Origin of the sequence: Paenibacillus sp. PL91 (assembly GCF_012935325.2) — a bacterium.
Taxonomy (GTDB): Bacteria; Bacillota; Bacilli; order Paenibacillales; family Paenibacillaceae; genus Pristimantibacillus.
Map to the genome: position 1 here is coordinate 1 of NZ_JABBYG020000032.1, position 15396 is coordinate 15396.

Consider the following 15396-nt stretch of genomic DNA (forward strand, 5'->3'; position numbering starts at 1 on the left):
AACGTACAAAACGGATGCGGTGCCCAAGACTACTTGGCTTCAATCGATCAGAATGCTTAGCTAGGTATTCCTTAAGCTGATTCAGAGTTATTTCAGAAATATCTAAATCTCCGAAATTCGTAACCAGCATATTAAGCTGCAGGGCATAAGCTTTTAATGTGTTTGGACTAAACCCTTGGATTCGCTTGTCCGCCTCATAATGACGCCAAAGTTCGCTTAAATTCATAATAAAACCTCCTATTAGAGCAATTAATTCTAGTTTGCTTCTAATAGAAGGTTTTAGACCGATTGTTTCCCGTTAGCTTAATGATTAATCTAACGTTTTAATTTCAAGCGGAGTGCTAGGTCTAGTATTGCAGTAAAAACAGTCCTCTTTTTCGCAATTTGGGGTAACCCATACATTACAATGCGCACAGAAGGTAGCATCATACCTATCATAGTAGTAAAGCCCGTTGTTACATGTATCACAATATTTATTTGGTTCGGGGGCCCCGCCGATACAAAAGTAATCATCAATAATGATTTGCCTTTCATTCCTCACAATCTTTATTTTCAAACTGCACCTCCGACAAATAAATCTTAACCTAAATATTACCACGTATTGGAACTATCCTGCCCGTTATCTTAATACAATGAGCAGGCCGCCGCAGCGCCTGCTCATTAATGTTTGTTATTCAACTATCGTATCCCGTTAGTTCAATGGAACATACAATGATCTGTTAAGTTTTTTTTCTTTTTCAAGTATTGTCTGTTCATATGTTGCAATTTTATCATCCATACGTCCCAGTACTTTCTTCATCTCTTCCAATTTAATCATGAGTTGTTTACGCTGCTCGAATAGCAGTTCTTTTCTCTCTTCGATGGTTTCATCACCCTGTTGATAAAGACTAACATATTCAATCAACAATTCAACTGGAAGACCTGTTCCTCGCATACATTTTACATGTTCAACCCATCTGCAATCTTCCTCCGTATAATTCCTGATTCCACTCTTATTACGATTCACACGCGGAATAAGTCCGATGCGTTCATAATAGCGGAGTGTATCCTGTGAAAGATTAAATTTTTCGCTTACTTTTGCGATTGTCATCATTGAGGGCACCTGCTATTACTCATTACTGATGACCAACTATACGATGAGGTACATACGGTTCTTCCAACGATACAATTTCTTCAGGTGTCAGGCTAATCGAAAGAGCAGCTACCGCATCCTCGAGATGCAATATTTTCGTAGCGCCGATAATGGGAGCTGTGACGGGTTCTTTTTGCAGCAACCAGGCAATTGCGATTTGGGCACGTGTAACGCCATGTTTTTCTGCGATAGCCGCGACCTGATCGATGATCAATCGATCGGTATCTGCAGTCGCATCATATTTCTGTTTAGCAATTTGATCGCTTTCGGAACGATTTGTTTTTTCCTGCGGATCTCTTGTCAATCTTCCTCCCGCAAGCGGGCTATATGGAATCACACCTATTTTTTCATCCTTACAAAGCGGAAGCATCTCTCTTTCTTCTTCACGGTAGATGAGGTTGTAATGGTTCTGCATCGACACAAACCTGGTCCATCCATTTTTCCCAGCTACGTGCAGGGCCTTCGAAAACTGCCATGCGTACATAGCTGAAGCACCTATGTATCTTGCCTTCCCTGCCTTCACTACATCATGCAAGGCTTCCATTGTCTCTTCGATTGGTGTATCGTAATCCCAACGGTGTATCTGGTACAGATCCACATAATCTGTTCCCAAACGCTTTAGGCTTTTATCAATCTCACTCATAATTGCCTTTCGAGACAGTCCGGCGCCATTGGGACCTTCATGCATGCGGCCATTAACTTTTGTCGCGAGGACAATTTCATCTCGTTTGGCATAATCCTTGAGTGCGTTTCCAAGAATCTCCTCACTTGTTCCATCAGCATATACGTTCGCCGTATCAAAAAAATTGATTCCAAGCTCCAGTGCTTTTTTAATAATTGGACGGCTGCCCTCTTCATCAAGTACCCATTGATGAAACGAACGCTCTGCTATACCAAAACCCATGCAGCCAAGACAAAGGCGGGACACATCCAAACCGGTATTCCCCAGTTTCACATATTCCATTTGATTGATTCCTCGCTTTCTAACAGTTACATTGTTTCCTTTAAATTTAGTTTACTTCTTGGAGTTAACTCCAAGTCAAGCTATCATGCCAGTTTGTTGAGCGAAGGGCTGCCACGTGGCAGCCCTTCGTCATTTGAACTATCGTTCCCCGTTAGCTGAATCAATTTTTGGTCTCATGGAAAGCAAAATTTAACGACGGAGACTTTATATAATGGTTTACAAAGAGGGCTTGTTTGGTGCCATATGATAAGCCTCTGTTGCTTTTAGCTAGTGATGGCTAAAATTAAGTTTGTCTTGAAACCTTTTCATAGTACATGATACTAATCGTGGGGTATTACAATTGTTCAACCAACGGTGATTGCCCGTAATGTTCACTCAATAGTAGCTCCAGCAGTTTTGTAGCTGTATTTTCAGGAGTCTGAAGTAATCCGTCCTGCGCCATCTTGATAAATTGGTCGACATACGGGAAATTTTCCTTACTTGTGGAACGTATTTCGGCTTGCATATGAGTATCAATCATTCCGGGATATACGGACGCAATTTTAACGGAATTGAGTGCATGTTGCTGTTCAAGATGAACGCTTTTAGAGAACGAATCAATTCCAGCTTTTGCGGTGCTGTAACAACTCTGGGCGGGTAGCAAAAACTTAGCAGAACCAGAGGACACATTCATAACCCTTTTGTCCACGGCTAGCTCCTTTGTCATCTCGATAAAGCGTGAAGTAAGTATCATTGGAGCAAGCAAGTTAATCGTTACATTCTGGATAATTAGCTCCGTATCACATTGTTCAATAGGCATGACGGGAGACAGCATCCCTGCATTGTTGATCAAATAGATGGCCTCCAGATCTTCCTCCAGTTTAATGGAACCTACAATTTTTTTCATTAAATGGTCAATGCCGGTTAGCTCGTTCAAGTCGTAAGTGTAATAACTCAGCTTGGCTCCCCGTGTGGCACCTAATTCTTCCAGCTTGTCATTTACACTTCTAGAAATACAATATACGCTATTTTCAGACATGAGCAATTGCTCCGCTAGGGCTTCTCCAATGCCCCTCGAAGTGCCTGTAATTATATATGCCTTCATCGTAGTTCCTCCATTACAATTAAAATGAATTGGTTTGCTTGTCAAGATAAAGAAAGCTGTTAACGGCTTCTTTCCATATGGAAGGATAGTCTAGTTCGAACTTAAGCATCATGCATCTTGACAACTGATCAATTGTAAGGGCTAGTAAGGTTGCTTTATCTTCTACGTGATCTGATGGGACAATACCCCACTCCGCTCCCAACGACACCAGTTGGCGGAATCCGTTAATAAAATCACTCTGAATGTTCATAATTCTCTGTCTGTACTGTTCGTCGCGCTCTGCAAGTGTCATAAATTCGTTTAATACACGAAGAGAGGCACGATGGTTCGAATCTTGCTTAGGCAGCATGTTTAACCCGCCTTGGAACAGAAATTCTACATAATTGTCTTTCGTGGCAAGATGGATTTGAAAATAGGTAGAAAATTGATGCTCCTTGAACATATGATCAAAGGTTGCGCTAATCAATTCCTCTTTTGTTGCAAAATGATAGTAGATGGACGATTTGGTCATCTCTGCTTTTTTTGCAATCATCCCTAAGCTGACTTTCTCTAAGCCATGCTCGGCAAACAGCTCAAAAGACATTTCGATAAGATGTGTTGATGTAATTTCTTTTTTTTTAATAAGACATCTCCTCCATTCCAAGCCTATAAGAAGCATTATACTTGCAGAAACCAATGTAGGTCAATAATTTAACGAACGGTCGTTAAAAAATATTGTTTGCACTTACTATCAGAACTTATATAAAGACATATCTTTTTTCGGATGATAAGGGAAAGGGGGGGGGGCTATTTTTGCCTTTTTTCAAGAAAGTATCATAGGATAGAAACGGTTTCCAACACATATTGGAACTAACCTGCCCGTTAGCGTAATGAAGCAGCCGATCATTGTGGTCGGCTGCTTCCATGTTTTTATTGAACTATCGTTCCCCGTTAGCTTAACAAAAGAAGTGCCTTAACATGAATAAGAAATCAAAAACCCGACCTCACGAGGTCGGGTTTTTCATGGTATTGGTGGAGGCGAGGGGATTTGAACCCCTGTCCGAAGATCACGCCACACAGGCTTCTACGGGTGTAGTCACAGTTTTGATGTCACCCAGGAGGACGCCCCGTAACCGGCTTCTTCCAAGGTCAGCCTGATTGTCTTCTTCAGCTCACCGCAGGCGGAGATGAGACAGCGTATTCCACTACTTGTTAGCCCCTATTCCAGTCACATGGACGATGCTGGGTAGAAGCACGCACACAGTTTCTTAGGCTGCGAAAGCGTAGTTTGTTTGTTGTTTGCCGTTTAATAGGCTTTAGCGTTGATGAAGCAGACGACTCCCTGCTACCCGCAACCCGCGCTCGTACAATCCCCGTCGAATCCATAAACGCCCCCAATTTTGCATAAACAATTAGCTGCTGATCAACACCCTTAAGAGTGACGCTCTGCACTAATGTTTAGCTCGATTGAAGCTTTAGGATTAAGGATCAGCAACCGTCAAATTTAACATCTGGTTGGCTGTCCGATTGTTTAGCACGAATGCACTTGCTTTATTTGTATTGCCTTTGCTACTGCTTTAGTATAACACGAATGGATAGCTTCTGTGCACAAATGTTATTGGCAGCATTGGGTGCTATCTTCCATGGCAATATTTCAGCTTAACGTGCAACCTTCTGCTTCTCGCGTAGGACACGCTGGATATCGCGCTGAGCATCACGCTTAGCAGCCGTATCACGCTTATCATATTGCTTCTTACCTTTACCAAGTCCAATCAACAGCTTCGCATATCCATTGCGCACATAAATCTTCAAGGGCACAATTGCATAGCCTTCTTGCTTGGACAAGCCAAACAGCTTATGAATTTGAGCTTTGTGCATCAACAGCTTACGAGCACGTGTTGGATCAGTAGGATTATGAATATTCCCTTGCTCGAACGGACTGATATGCATGTTGTGTATGAACATTTCTCCGTTACGAATCGTCGCAAACGCATCGCTTATGTTTGCTCGACCATTGCGCAGCGATTTAATTTCAGTACCCAGCAGCACCATGCCTGCTTCGAACGTTTCCTCAATGAAATAGTCATGGGAAGCCTTCTTGTTCTGGGCGAGCTGCTTGCCGTCACTTTTCTTACCCATGCTAGTCACCTCGAATTTATTAAGCTAAAATATTTGTTCACATATACTGGTGTTCATTGTAACAACTTCTGAAGCGGAAATCAAGGCTGTAGCTGCTGCGTGCCTCACTAGATGTACCAGACAGGAACGGAATGATCCTTCCCCTGTATAATAGCTCAGACCGCTAATCAAATGAGCGATTAGCGATTACTCAAGCAACTTAAAGGACATGCTATAACTAAATAATGGCACAAACTAATTAAGAAACAAAAAAAACCGCCCTCAACCCAGAAGGTCAAAGGCGGTTTTATCAACGTTCTTAAGCTACTACAGCTTTACAACGTTTTCTGCTTGTGGTCCACGGTTGCCTTGAACAACGTTAAATTCTACGCGTTGTCCTTCTTCAAGAGTTTTGAAGCCTTCGCCAGTGATTGCGGAGAAGTGTACGAATACATCGTTGCCGCCTTCAACTTCGATAAAGCCGAAACCTTTTTCTGCGTTAAACCATTTAACTGTACCTTGTTGCATGTGTAAAAACCTCCAAAAAAATAATATTAATATGCGCCTGGTTTGTCTTTAAACAAAAAATTCACACATTGGAAAGGGTTTCATGACTATAATGACACCCTTTTCAATATGTGAATTCAGGTTCATATTATCGATTGATTTGAGTGTACTATACCCAGAATTAAAAAGCAAGTGACGAGCTTAAATATCTTTTCCCTTATCATCCAGAACTCGGCGACTTCCAATTATTCCATAGAACGGAAGTCGCCGACCCCTATTTATTTACGTTTTTTGCGTACAAAAGCCGCTGTAGCGTTCCCGCCTCCGCTTTTCTTTTTCCGCTTGCTCTTGCCTTGACCGCCGCTTTCACTGGCTTCTACGCTTGGCGATTCCGCCTTCCGGTCGCCGCCGCTAAACACACCGCTCGGCGCCGCATTCTTCCGCCTCGCGCCACCATCCTCGCTCCGCCGCTTCTCGGCTCCACGTCCATTGCCGCCTTGCCCGCCGCCTCCGCGGATGGGCAAGCCCCACATATCCGTGCGCGCACCGCGTCCGCTTCCGCGCGGCTGCTCACTGCCTTGGCCCGGCGACATATTCGCCTCTTGCCCCGGCCCACGCTCCGCCGGCGAAGCCCCGCCGTCGTTCACGTCAGCGCCGGCTCCGCCTGCGCCGCCCCGGCCGCGCCGCTTGCTTCCGCCGCGCCCGCTGTCAGGAGCATCGAGCCGCCAAGGGTTCGCCTGCTCGACAATGCCGACCACGCTGCGGTCTACGCCGCCGCCAAATCCACCTCGGCCGCCTCCGCTTTTGCCGCCCCGGCCCTTTCCGCCGCGACTGCCTCCGCTTGCTGCTCCTTGGCTATTCCCACCACGGTCCTTGCCTCCCGCACCTGCAGTACGCTCTCCTTTTCCGCCGCGTCCTCCTGTGGCTGCTCCGCCTTTTCCGCGTTCGCCGCCACGAGAATCACCACGATCGCTTGGGCCCCCGCGTCTCTTGCCTCCGCGATCATTGCTGCCAAAGCCAGCTCCGGGTACGCCTTTAAAGCCGCTGCGCGGCTTCATATCCACAAGCTCAAAGTCAATCGTATGCTCCGTCATGCTGACACGAGTCACGCGGATTTTCACTTCATCGCCAATCCGATACACTTTAGAGGTACGCTCGCCGACCAAGATCATATGCTGCTCGTGGAAGTTATAGTAATCATCCGACATGTCGCTTAAGCGAATCAAGCCTTCAACCGAGTTCTCCAGCTCGATGAACATGCCGAAGCTCGTTACGCTGCTAATGATGCCTTCGAATTCCTCGCCAACCTTATCGAGCATGAATTCGCATTTTTTCAGCTGCTCCGTATCGCGCTCCGCATCAACCGCCACCCGCTCACGCTCCGATGAATGCGTGGCGATTTCCGGCATACGCGCTGTTAACGCCTCATGACGAGCTTCCTTAAGCATTCCTCCGCCATCCAGCACCTCGCGGATCACGCGGTGGATAACTAAATCGGGATAACGACGGATCGGCGACGTAAAGTGCGAATAGAACTCAGCCGCTAGGCCGAAATGCCCTAAACTCTCCGCATCGTATTTAGCCTGCTTCATCGAACGAAGCATAACGGTTGAAATAACGGTCGCTTCCTTCGTGCCGCGTATTTCCTCAAGCAGCGTCTGTAGCGCCTTCGGATGAACCGAATTGCCCTTGCCCTTTACCGTATAGCCGAAGTTAGCCGCAAACTGTACGAAATTAAGCAGCTTCTCCTGATTCGGGTCTTCATGGATACGGTAAAGAAAAGGTACGCGCAGCCAGTGAAAATGCTCGGCAACCGTCTCATTCGCCACAAGCATAAATTCCTCGATAATTTGCTCCGCCACCGAGCGCTCGCGTTTTATGATATCAATTGCCTTGCCGTTCTCGTCAACGATAACCTTCGATTCCTGAAAGTCGAAGTCAATCGCGCCGCGCTTCATGCGCTTGCCTCGCAAACGCATCGCGAGATCTTCCATGAGCCCAAACATGCCGAGCAGATCTGCATAACGCTCTTTAAGCTCGGTTTGCGGCTCCTCTTCCGTTGCCGTCAAAATTTTCTTCACATTCGTATAGGTCATTCGCTCTTTCGTACGAATCACGCTCGTAAACACATCATGTCGTACACGTCTTAGCGTATCCGCATCAAATTCCATCTCGCAAGAGAGCGTTAGGCGATCGACCTGCGGATTGAGCGAGCAGATGCCATTCGACAAACGATGCGGCAGCATCGGTATTACACGGTCAACCAAATAAACGCTGCAGCCTCTTCTGTATGCTTCTTGGTCGAGCTCGGAATTTTCCTTAACGTAGTAGCCGACGTCCGCGATATGTACGCCGAGCAAATAATTGCCGTTCTCCAGACGCTTCACATGAACCGCATCATCCAGATCCTTGGCATCCTCGCCGTCAATCGTTACGATAACCTCGCCCCGAAGGTCACGTCTGCCCTGCTGCACAATCTCTTCATCCGTAATCGAATCCGGCGCTGCTTCAGCTTCAGCCATTACTTCATCCGGAAAGCCCTCTGGCAGCTGATGCTTGCGAATAATCGACAGGATATCGACACCAGGGTCATTCTTATGTCCCAAAATTTCGACAATTTCCCCTTCAGCCGCATTACGGCCCTCTGGATACGAAACAATTTTAACGACTACCTTCTGGCCGGATACCGCACCTTGGTAGCCACCCTTTGGAATAAAAATATCACGGTTAATCCGTTTGTCATCCGGCACGACAAAGGCATATACATCATGGTCCTCGAACGTTCCGACGATTTGCGTAACGGCGCGCTCCACAATTCGGACGACCTCGCCCTCCATGCGTCCGCCATGCTCGCTTCTGGTAGTGACGCGAACGAGAATAATATCGCCATTCATCGCGCTCTTCAGATCATTGGCATGCAGATAAACGTCGCCATGCTCCTTCTCATCCGGAATTAAAAAGCCGAAGCCCTTCGCATGTGATTGCAGCTTGCCGCGAAGCAGGTTCATTCGTTCCGGCACACCGTAATGATCATTAGGCGTACGAATGATCTTGCCCTCATCCTCCAGCTTATTCAACAGTTTAAGGAACTCCTTAAACTCCGCTGCACCTTCAATACCAAAATGCTTTTCCAGCTCTTGGTATGTCATCGGCTTATAAGCCGTTTCTCTCATAAAATCAAGCAGTTGCTGCTCGTAGTTGGCCATTATTGTTTTTTCTCCTCATAAACCTGTGATCGTACACGATTGTCTTTTGCAACAGGTTGATAGATTATCATATACCATGTAGTATACACGAAATGTCAGTCGCGCATCCGCGATTATGATGAAAATACAAAAAAAGCGAGGATTATCCTCGCTTTCTGCGTGTGTGTATCGATTATTGTTTTACGAAGTAAGAGACAACAAGCGCCAATATGAAGAAGCCGATTGCTAAAACAACTGTTAAACGCTGCAAGAACAAATCCAAACCGCGCGCTTTCTGTTTGCCGAACAGGTGCTCAGCGCCGCCCGTAATTGCTCCGGACAAGCCTGCACTCTTACCTTTTTGCAACAAAACAACAGCAATCAGGCCGACAGAAAATATAACGAGCACGATCTTCAATAAGATTTCCATTTATTCCACCTCCAGCATAGGAGCTCCGTAAAAACACGTAGTCTGAGTGTACCATAGCTGGGCACTAATTACAATAGGACGACCTGTACATACCAATAATTATGCAAACCCGAATGACTTTAAATATTGATAGTTATTTGCTGCGCTCTTCAGCGAGCTCACATTGAACTGCTCTTGCTCCACAATCAGGAATGCTACTCCCGCTGGCTCGAATTCTTCCATAAGCCGATCAAAACCAACCTCGCCCTTGCCAATTTCCGCATCCTTGCGGCCTTTGAAAAAGTCCTTCATATGCACCAAGGGGACGCGGCCTTTATATTTTTTTAAATAATCAGCTGGCTTATAGCCAGCCATATGCATCCAGCCCAAATTGAATTGCACCTTCATAAGATCAGGCGATACCCGTGCCAGTATATGATCGATTATAGGCATTTTATCAACCAGCTTAAACTCAAAATCATGCGTATGGTAAACATACTGCATGCCCGAGGCCTTTACTTGCTCGCCGCACTTCGTAAAAACATCGACCAGATGCAGCACATCATCCATCGACGGCTTCTCTGGAAGTGGTGCCCACGGTGTAACGACATAAGGGATGCCAATTTCCTTCGCAAATTCGATCTGACCCGCAAAATCGGATTCCATATGCTTTGAATCGCTATAGTTAAGAGGCACATGGGCAGAGCATGCGATAAGACCGAGCTCGCCCATCTTACTCTTCACCTCAATAGCCGGCGTTTTAAAATAGCCTACAAACTCCACAGCCTTATAACCAAGCTCTGCCACTTTTTCAAGCGTCCCCAAAAAATCAATCTCCGTCTGATCTCTAAGCGAGTACATCGAAATGCCTATTACCGGTTTCGCCACGCAAGACACCGCCTAATCGCTTTTAATGCTTTGCTTTCTGTTAATGTCCGACGAGCGGCAGCGATCTATCCCTGTAAAAAAAAGAAGGGTGTGCCCTAATGGGACACACCCTTCTCGATAAGCCGCTAAAAGCGCCTTATTTGAAGTTTTTCAAGTTGTAGAACGCTTTTTTGCCTGCGTATTGAGCAGTTGAACCAAGTTGGTCTTCAATGCGAAGCAATTGGTTGTATTTCGCAACGCGGTCCGTACGGGACGGTGCGCCTGTTTTGATTTGACCAGCGTTTGTAGCTACTGCGATGTCAGCAATTGTGCTGTCTTCGCTCTCGCCTGAACGGTGAGAGATAACTGCTGTGTAACCAGCGCGCTTAGCCATTTCGATTGCGTCAAACGTTTCAGTAAGCGTACCGATTTGGTTAACTTTAACCAGGATCGAGTTGCCTACACCTTTGTCGATACCATCGGATAGACGCTCTGTGTTCGTTACGAACAGATCGTCACCAACGAGTTGTACTTTGCCGCCAAGCTTCTCAGTAAGCAATTTCCAACCATCCCAATCGTCTTCGGAACAGCCGTCTTCGATTGTAAGGATTGGGTATTTGTCAGCCCATGAAGCAAGAAGGTCAACGAACTCAGCAGGTGTGAACGATTTGCCTTCGCCTGCAAGCACGTATTTGCCGTCTTTGAAAAATTCAGTTGAAGCAACGTCCATACCGAGGAATACGTCAACGCCTGGCTTGTAGCCTGCGCGCTCGATAGCGGAGATGATTGTTGTGATTGCTTCTTCGTTGGAACCAAGGTTAGGAGCAAAGCCGCCTTCGTCGCCTACAGCTGTGTTAAGGTTTTTGTCATGCAATACAGCTTTTAGGTTGTGGAAGATTTCAGCGCCGATACGAAGCGCTTCTTTGAAGCTTTCAGCACCGACAGGAAGAACCATAAATTCTTGAACGTCGATGTTGTTGTCAGCGTGCTCGCCGCCGTTGATGATGTTCATCATTGGAACTGGAAGCGTCTTAGCGTTGAATCCGCCTAGGTAAGTATAAAGAGGTACATCAAGCGCGTCAGCAGCTGCGCGAGCTACTGCCATCGATACAGCTAGAATCGCGTTAGCGCCAAGCTTAGCTTTGTTAGGTGTACCGTCAAGCTCGATCATTTTGCGGTCGATTGCTACTTGATCAAGAGCATCTAGGCCGATGATCTCAGGAGCGATTTCGGTGTTAACATTTTCAACTGCTTTCAAAACGCCTTTACCAAGGTAACGGGATTTGTCGCCGTCACGAAGCTCAACAGCCTCGTAAGCGCCAGTGGAAGCGCCGGATGGAACGATTGCACGGCCTTTGCCGCCCGACTCAAGAGAAACTTCTACTTCAACAGTTGGATTCCCGCGGGAATCAAGCACTTCGCGTGCGTATACATCAACGATAATTGACATGAGAGAAAACACTCCTTTAAAAGTTTTTATTTGTTAATAAGAGTAACGCCAGTCATTTCTTCCGGTTTAGCCAGCTCAAGCAAATCAAGAAGCGTCGGCGCGATATCAGCAAGGATGCCGCCTTCGCGAAGCGTTTCTCCTGCTTTCGTTACGATAAGCGGAACCGGATTCGTCGTATGTGCCGTAAACGGACGGCCATTCTCATCGAATACCATGTCAGCATTGCCATGGTCAGCTGTGATGATGCAAACGCCGCCTTTGGCGAGCACTGCTTCAACGACTTTGCCAAGGCACTCATCCGTCGCTTCAACCGCTTTGATCGTTGGCTCCAGCATACCGGAGTGCCCAACCATATCCGGGTTAGCGAAGTTTAGAATGATTGCATCATGCTTGTCTGATTCAATCTCGCGAACGGTCGACTCGGCAAGCTCATACGCGCTCATTTCCGGCTTCAGATCATAAGTTGCGACCTTAGGGGAATTGATAAGCACGCGAGTTTCGCCAGGAAGCTCATGATCGCGTCCGCCGCTAAAGAAAAACGTTACATGCGGATACTTCTCGGTTTCTGCTGTACGCAGCTGTGTCTTATTGTTTTGCACGAGCACTTCGCCAAGCGTATTATCAAGGTTCTTTGGTGAATACGCCACGAATCCGCCAACGGTTTCACTGAATAGCGTCAAGCAGACGAAATACAGATTAACCGGATGGTTCTCGCCACGGTCAAAACCGCGGAAATCCTCATTCGTGAACACTTGCGACAATTGAATCGCACGGTCAGGACGGAAGTTGAAGAAAATAACGGCATCCTCGGATTCAACAAGACCTACTGGCTTGTTTGCTCCGTCAACAATAACCGTTGGCATAACGAATTCATCATAAACCGATTTCTCGTAGGATTCAACTACTGCTTGAATCGGATCGAAATATTGAGGGCCTTCGCCGTATACCATAGCGCGGTAGGACTTCTCTGTACGCTCCCAGCGCTTGTCGCGGTCCATCGCATAGTAACGTCCTTGTACCGTTGCAATGCGGCCTACGCCAACCTCTTCAATTTTCGCCTGTAGACGCTCTAGGTAACCTTTCGCACTGTCCGGAGACACGTCGCGGCCGTCTAGGAAAGCATGAATGTACACTTCCTTGAGCTCTTCCTTCTTCGCTAGGTCAAGCAAAGCGAACAAATGCTCGATGTGGCTGTGCACGCCGCCGTCTGACAGCAGGCCGTACAGGTGAAGCTTCTTGCTATTTGTTTTCACATGGCGAACGGCGCCGAGAATTGTTTCATTTTCGTAAAATTCGCCATCACGAATCGACTTGCTGATACGAGTCAAATCCTGATACACGATGCGTCCTGCGCCGATGTTTAGGTGGCCAACCTCAGAGTTGCCCATTTGACCTTCCGGCAGGCCAACAGCCTCGCCAGATGCCGTCAGTGTCGTATGCGGATATGTTGACCAGTAACGGTCATAGTTTGGTTTGTTTGCTTGTGCGACCGCATTGCCTGTCACATCATCGCGTAAACCGAAGCCATCAAGAATAATAAGCGCTACAGGTTTCGGAGCAGCCATCTTACTTGGCCCCCCGGGCCAGTGCGATATACGAAGCTGGCTCTAGGCTAGCGCCGCCGACAAGCGCGCCGTCGATATCTTTTTGGCCCAAGTACTCAGCCACATTGTTTGGCTTAACACTGCCGCCGTATTGAATGCGCACAGCATCAGCAGTAGCTTGATCATATAGATCTGCAACCACGCCGCGGATATAACCGATAACATCCTGTGCATCCTCGGAAGTTGACGATTTGCCTGTACCGATTGCCCAGATTGGCTCATATGCGATAACAACATCAGCCGCTTGTGCTGCAGATACGCCTTGGAAAGCCGCTTCCGTTTGCACTTTGCATACGTCCTTCGTTTGTCCTGCTTCACGCTCTTCAAGCTTCTCGCCTACGCAGACGATTGGCAGAAGGCCGTTTTTGAAGGAAGCGTGGACTTTCTTGTTCACGATCTCATCCGACTCCGCAAAATAAGCGCGACGCTCGGAATGGCCGATAATGACGTATTTTACGCCAAGATCCTTCAGCATAACGCCGCTGATTTCTCCTGTGAATGCGCCGTTGTCTTCGAAGTGAACGTTTTGAGCTCCAATCGCGATCGAAGTTCCTTTTGCTGCTTCAACAAGCGCCGGAAGCGTCGTGTATGGCGCGCAAATAACGCTCTCTACGCCGTCAACCTCAGCCTTGCCTTTAATTTCGGAGAAAAATGTAACAGCCTCGGATACCGTTTTGAACATTTTCCAGTTACCAGCAATAATTGGTGTTCTAGTGCTCATGCGTAATCCTCCTCATTCTTTGTATAGGGATAAAGCTATTATTTATCGTTAAGAGCTACAACGCCTGGAAGCACTTTGCCTTCCATAAACTCTAGGGAAGCGCCGCCGCCTGTCGAGATGAAATCCATTTTGTCTGCAAGGCCAAACTTCTCAGCTGCTGCAGCGGAATCGCCGCCGCCGATTACGGTGTAGCCAGCTGTTTCCGCGCATGCGCGGGCAACCGCTTGTGTACCGTGTGAGAATGGCTCGATTTCGAATACGCCCATTGGTCCGTTCCATACAACCAATTTGGAGTTTTTGATGACATCCGCATAAAGCTCACGTGTTTTCGGTCCGATGTCGATGCCTTCCCATTCAGCCGGGATGCTGTCAACGTCAACGATTTGCGTGTTCGCATTAGCGCTGAAATCGTCCGTAACTACGATATCAACCGGGATCAAGAAGTTTTTGCCGAGCTTCTTCGCTTTTTCCATGAACTCAAGCGCCAAATCAAGCTTGCTGTTGTCAACGAGCGATTTGCCGATTTCATGTCCTTGTGCTTTGAAGAACGTATAAGACAAGCCGCCGCCGATGATTACGTTGTCCGCAATTTCAAGCATTTTATCGATAACCGCGATTTTGTCTTTTACTTTGGAACCGCCAACGATTGCCGTGAAAGGACGCTCAGGGTTATTAAGCGCTTTGCCTAGTACCTCAAGCTCTCTTTCCATAAGCAGGCCAGATACAGCCGGAAGAATGTGCGCAATGCCTTCAGTCGAAGCGTGAGCGCGGTGAGCAGCGCCAAATGCGTCGTTTACGAACAAATCAGCAAGCTTAGCGAATGCTTTTGCCAGTTCCGGATCGTTCTTCTCTTCGCCCTCGTAGAAACGCACGTTTTCAAGCAAAAGCACATCTCCGTTGTTAAGTGCTGCAACTTGTGCTTCTACCGCTTCGCCGATTGCTTCGTTTGCTTTCGTTACTTGCTTGCCAAGCAGCTCGGACAAGCGTACTGCGGAAGCTGTGTGACGAAGCTCTTCTACTACTTGACCATTCGGACGGCCAAGGTGGCTTGCAAGAATGACTTTAGCGCCTTTTTCAATAAGGAAGTTAATCGTAGGAAGCGTCTCGCGAATCCGTTTGTCATCCGTAATTTTACCATCCTCAAGCGGCACGTTGAAATCAACGCGAACAAATACCCGTTTACCAGCTAGCTCTGCTACATCACGTACACTTTTCTTATTCATCAATGAAACCTCCCGAATCTGTGTTATGGAAAGGTATAGATATAGGACCACAAAAAAAAGAAGGGCGTTCCTTCAAAGAAGAAACGCCCCCATGATTCACGACTCCTAGAAGCCGCAAATCAAAGACCTTGTGCTCCGCATGCGCGAAAGCAA

At 47.1% G+C, this 15396-nt stretch carries 14 protein-coding genes and 1 other RNA gene; all 15 read right to left on the minus strand.

Features of this window, described 5'->3' with window-relative positions; translation table 11 throughout:
* Positions 1–226, minus strand: a 226-nt coding sequence (locus HI950_RS33555; protein ID WP_169091074.1) for a site-specific integrase, incomplete at its 3' end; no start/stop codon positions are given.
* Between the two features lie 465 nt (positions 227–691).
* The gene (locus tag HI950_RS33560) at positions 692–1093 is read right to left on the minus strand and encodes a MerR family transcriptional regulator (protein WP_223285664.1); all 402 of its coding nucleotides are present in this window, start codon (positions 1091–1093) and stop codon (positions 692–694) included.
* Positions 1094–1115: 22 nt separating this feature from the next.
* On the minus strand, positions 1116–2096 hold the full coding sequence (locus HI950_RS33565; RefSeq protein WP_169091076.1) for an aldo/keto reductase: 981 nt from the start codon (positions 2094–2096) through the stop codon (positions 1116–1118).
* A 334-nt stretch (positions 2097–2430) separates the two neighbouring features.
* The gene (locus HI950_RS33570) at positions 2431–3180 is read right to left on the minus strand and encodes a (S)-benzoin forming benzil reductase (RefSeq protein WP_169091078.1); all 750 of its coding nucleotides are present in this window, start codon (positions 3178–3180) and stop codon (positions 2431–2433) included.
* Positions 3181–3199: 19 nt separating this feature from the next.
* Positions 3200–3838, minus strand: coding sequence for a TetR/AcrR family transcriptional regulator (locus HI950_RS33575; RefSeq protein ID WP_169091080.1), 639 nt, complete (start codon positions 3836–3838; stop codon positions 3200–3202).
* Positions 3839–4189: 351 nt separating this feature from the next.
* Positions 4190–4555, minus strand: a transfer-messenger RNA (tmRNA) gene (ssrA, locus tag HI950_RS33580).
* A 263-nt stretch (positions 4556–4818) separates the two neighbouring features.
* On the minus strand, positions 4819–5298 hold the full coding sequence (gene smpB / locus HI950_RS33585) for an SsrA-binding protein SmpB (protein WP_169091082.1): 480 nt from the start codon (positions 5296–5298) through the stop codon (positions 4819–4821).
* Positions 5299–5604: 306 nt separating this feature from the next.
* Positions 5605–5805, minus strand: coding sequence for a cold-shock protein (locus HI950_RS33590; protein ID WP_028609190.1), 201 nt, complete (start codon positions 5803–5805; stop codon positions 5605–5607).
* Positions 5806–6062: 257 nt separating this feature from the next.
* The gene (gene rnr / locus HI950_RS33595; RefSeq protein ID WP_169091084.1) at positions 6063–8990 is read right to left on the minus strand and encodes a ribonuclease R; all 2928 of its coding nucleotides are present in this window, start codon (positions 8988–8990) and stop codon (positions 6063–6065) included.
* A 172-nt stretch (positions 8991–9162) separates the two neighbouring features.
* Positions 9163–9399, minus strand: a complete 237-nt coding sequence (secG, locus tag HI950_RS33600; RefSeq protein WP_169091086.1) for a preprotein translocase subunit SecG — start codon at positions 9397–9399, stop codon at positions 9163–9165.
* A gap of 99 nt (positions 9400–9498) precedes the next feature.
* Positions 9499–10266, minus strand: a complete 768-nt coding sequence (locus HI950_RS33605) for a sugar phosphate isomerase/epimerase family protein (protein ID WP_169091088.1) — start codon at positions 10264–10266, stop codon at positions 9499–9501.
* 136 nt (positions 10267–10402) lie between these two features.
* Positions 10403–11695: a phosphopyruvate hydratase gene (gene eno, locus HI950_RS33610; RefSeq protein WP_169091090.1), complete on the minus strand. Its 1293-nt coding sequence runs from the start codon at positions 11693–11695 to the stop codon at positions 10403–10405.
* Between the two features lie 26 nt (positions 11696–11721).
* Positions 11722–13260, minus strand: a complete 1539-nt coding sequence (gene gpmI / locus HI950_RS33615; RefSeq protein WP_169091091.1) for a 2,3-bisphosphoglycerate-independent phosphoglycerate mutase — start codon at positions 13258–13260, stop codon at positions 11722–11724.
* A gap of 1 nt (position 13261) precedes the next feature.
* Entirely contained in the window at positions 13262–14020 is a 759-nt protein-coding gene (gene tpiA, locus HI950_RS33620; RefSeq protein WP_169091093.1) for a triose-phosphate isomerase, read from the minus strand.
* 38 nt (positions 14021–14058) lie between these two features.
* On the minus strand, positions 14059–15243 hold the full coding sequence (locus HI950_RS33625; protein ID WP_169091095.1) for a phosphoglycerate kinase: 1185 nt from the start codon (positions 15241–15243) through the stop codon (positions 14059–14061).
* Positions 15244–15396: the final 153 nt, after the last annotated feature.

Excerpts from the sequence above, each read along its gene's own strand:
- HI950_RS33625 (WP_169091095.1), bottom strand. The coding sequence starts at position 15,243 with ATGAATAAGAAAAGTGTACGTGATGTAGCAGAGCTAGCTGGTAAACGG.
- HI950_RS33565 (WP_169091076.1), bottom strand. The coding sequence starts at position 2,096 with ATGGAATATGTGAAACTGGGGAATACCGGTTTGGATGTGTCCCGCCTT.
- HI950_RS33560 (WP_223285664.1), bottom strand. The coding sequence starts at position 1,093 with ATGATGACAATCGCAAAAGTAAGCGAAAAATTTAATCTTTCACAGGAT.
- secG (WP_169091086.1), bottom strand. The coding sequence starts at position 9,399 with ATGGAAATCTTATTGAAGATCGTGCTCGTTATATTTTCTGTCGGCCTG.
- HI950_RS33575 (WP_169091080.1), bottom strand. The coding sequence starts at position 3,838 with ATGCTTCTTATAGGCTTGGAATGGAGGAGATGTCTTATTAAAAAAAAA.
- eno (WP_169091090.1), bottom strand. The coding sequence starts at position 11,695 with ATGTCAATTATCGTTGATGTATACGCACGCGAAGTGCTTGATTCCCGC.
- HI950_RS33570 (WP_169091078.1), bottom strand. The coding sequence starts at position 3,180 with ATGAAGGCATATATAATTACAGGCACTTCGAGGGGCATTGGAGAAGCC.
- smpB (WP_169091082.1), bottom strand. The coding sequence starts at position 5,298 with ATGGGTAAGAAAAGTGACGGCAAGCAGCTCGCCCAGAACAAGAAGGCT.
- tpiA (WP_169091093.1), bottom strand. The coding sequence starts at position 14,020 with ATGAGCACTAGAACACCAATTATTGCTGGTAACTGGAAAATGTTCAAA.
- rnr (WP_169091084.1), bottom strand. The coding sequence starts at position 8,990 with ATGGCCAACTACGAGCAGCAACTGCTTGATTTTATGAGAGAAACGGCT.
- HI950_RS33590 (WP_028609190.1), bottom strand. The coding sequence starts at position 5,805 with ATGCAACAAGGTACAGTTAAATGGTTTAACGCAGAAAAAGGTTTCGGC.
- gpmI (WP_169091091.1), bottom strand. The coding sequence starts at position 13,260 with ATGGCTGCTCCGAAACCTGTAGCGCTTATTATTCTTGATGGCTTCGGT.